2 protein-coding genes are annotated in these 2444 nt (G+C 35.5%); both read left to right on the top strand.

What is annotated here, in order from left to right:
* The first annotated feature begins 108 nt into the window (after nt 1–108).
* A complete protein-coding gene (gene istA, locus FS666_RS19075; RefSeq protein ID WP_430722764.1) occupies nt 109–1644 on the top strand; it encodes an IS21 family transposase in 1536 nt (511 codons plus the stop codon).
* Nucleotides 1641–2408: an IS21-like element helper ATPase IstB gene (gene istB, locus FS666_RS19080; protein WP_120076003.1), complete on the top strand. Its 768-nt coding sequence runs from the start codon at nt 1641–1643 to the stop codon at nt 2406–2408. The genes istA and istB overlap by 4 nt, the downstream gene beginning before the upstream one ends.
* Nucleotides 2409–2444: the final 36 nt, after the last annotated feature.

Here is a 2444-nt window from a genome sequence, read left to right on the forward strand (position 1 = left end):
TGTATATGGTAATCTAAAAATGAACCACAATCGCACTTGAAAATTGAACCACTTCAATAGAAAATAACCCTAGCGATATCGTTAGGGGGACTAACTGGAGTGATTACATTGAAAGAGAAACAGACAATTATTAAATTATATTTGGAGGGGGTCAGTGAAAGAGAGATTTCAAAAAGAACTAAAAAAGCAAGGAATACTGTACGTAAATATATTAAGCAATATGAAAAGGGCAGACATGAGGATGTGAATGACTTACCAATTACTGAGGAAGTCATGAAACAGCCGTCTTACAAAAAAAGAAAGGGGAAAAAGAAAGTATTAACGGAAGAAATCAAAGGCATATTACGTGGTTACATAAAAGCAAATGTATGGAAGAAAAATCATTATATGAAAAAGCAGCAAATGAAAATGATAGATATGCATGAGGAATTACTAGATGCTGGATTTATTATAAGTTATACAACTGTACGGAACTTTGTCAATAGTGAAACTGCTAAAACTAAAGAGGTATTCATTCGTAGACATTGTGAACCAGGTCATGAGGCGGAATTTGATTGGGGAGAATTGAAGCTGGAAATTGACGGTGCCTTCAAAACATACAACCTTGCGGTTTTTACATTACCCTATAGCAATTATAGGTTTGCCAAAATTTATGAATCACAATCAATGATATGTGTGCTGGATGTTCATGTTGAATTCATTAATCATGTGGGATTTATTCCGAAGGTGTTTACATATGACAACATGAGGACTGTTGTTAAAGCATTTATCGGTACTGAGAGAAAGATCACGGACAGCATGATTAATCTGTCAAATTATTACCAATTCGATATTCGACTGTGCCAACCTCGAAAAGGAAATGAGAAAGGCCATGTGGAAAGGAGTGTTGAATTCATTCGTAGAAAGGCATTTTCAACAATCCATTCTTTTAATAATTTAAAAGAGGCTGAAGTACACTTATTAACAACCTTAGAGAGAATAAATAATAGAAATCATTATGAACATAAGGCAAAGCATCACGAACTAATGAAAAATGAAGCAGTAATTTCAAGTCCAGCAATTACTCCTTTTGATGCATCGGATATGGTGGAGGTTCGTGTTGATAAATACAGCACAGTAGTGATTAATCAGAATCATTACTCTGTTCCGGAAGGAAACGTTGGAAAATACATAAAAGCAAAGGTAGGTGCAAAAAATATAAAGTTGTTTATTGATGGCCAGTTGGAGGCTATGCACATTAGGAATTGGGGTGTACATCAATGGGTTATGGACATTAATCACTTCCTAAAGACCTTTCAAAGAAAAAAAGGCGCCATTGCTCAAAGTGAATGTTTGAGGCAGGCACCAACACAAATTAAAAATATTTACTACCAGCATTATATAGGAAAAGAGAAAGAATTTCTAGAATTACTTCTTTATGTGAAAGAAAATGATAATCTTAACCAAGTCCTTGAGGCCATTAAAGACCTAGAAAACATTCGTCTAGATTATGTTTCAACAGAAAGGATTCTGTTTATCTGTGAACAATCACTTCCGACGGAAAGTGCCACTACTAGACGCGATGATACAATCAATCAATCGGAAAGTAATATGATAGCTTATACAAAAATGTTTGGTCAGCTAAAGGAGGTAGCCTCCTCATGAATACCAAAGAGCAAGTGGTTCAATTATGTAAAGAACTGCGATTACCAAGTATCCGAAAAATGGTTCAAGAAGAAACGGAATTCAAGCACCCTAAACAAGCATTTGATATATTGCATCAAGTGCTTGTACAGGAAAAGAGCGATCGTTTCGTACGTGCTAAACAAAATCGGATTCGCGCAGCAAATTTCCCTCAAAAGAAGCTATTAGATGAATTATTGATGGATGCGTTACCGGAACAAGCAAAATCAAAATTAAACCATTTAAAGACTTTGGATTTTATAAAAGAAGGACAAAACGTTATATTAACGGGATCACCTGGAACAGGGAAAACGCATATTTCAATTGGCCTAGGAATGGAGGCATGTCTAACTGGATACAGGGTGTTTTTCGCAACAGTTCCATCCTTAATTAATCAACTCAAGGAATGTCGATCAGAAAGAACTCTTCGTTCGTTTGAATTAAAATTTGAAAAGTATGATTTAGTCATCATCGATGAACTTGGATATATCTCATTTGATAAAGAAGGTGCAGAATTATTGTTTACACATCTTTCTCTTAGAGCGGGCAGGAAATCAACGATTATCACCAGTAATCTTCCTTTTATAAAGTGGAATGAGATTTTCCAAGACCAAGTTTTAACGGCAGCACTAACGGATCGACTGACCCATAAATCTCATGTTTTAAACATGAATGGACCGTCTTTTAGGATGAGAGAAACGGAAGAATGGCTCAAAAGTGAAACAGCATCAGTGGTTCAAAATTAAGTTGCGAAATGGTTCACTTTTCACTTGCGAAATACA

Origin of the sequence: Siminovitchia fortis (assembly GCF_007681465.1) — a bacterium.
GTDB classification, from domain to species: domain Bacteria; phylum Bacillota; class Bacilli; order Bacillales; family Bacillaceae_C; genus Siminovitchia; species Siminovitchia fortis.

Bases quoted from the DNA above. Each gene is read 5' to 3' on its own strand.
- istB (WP_120076003.1), top strand. From the start codon at position 1,641: ATGAATACCAAAGAGCAAGTGGTTCAATTATGTAAAGAACTGCGATTA.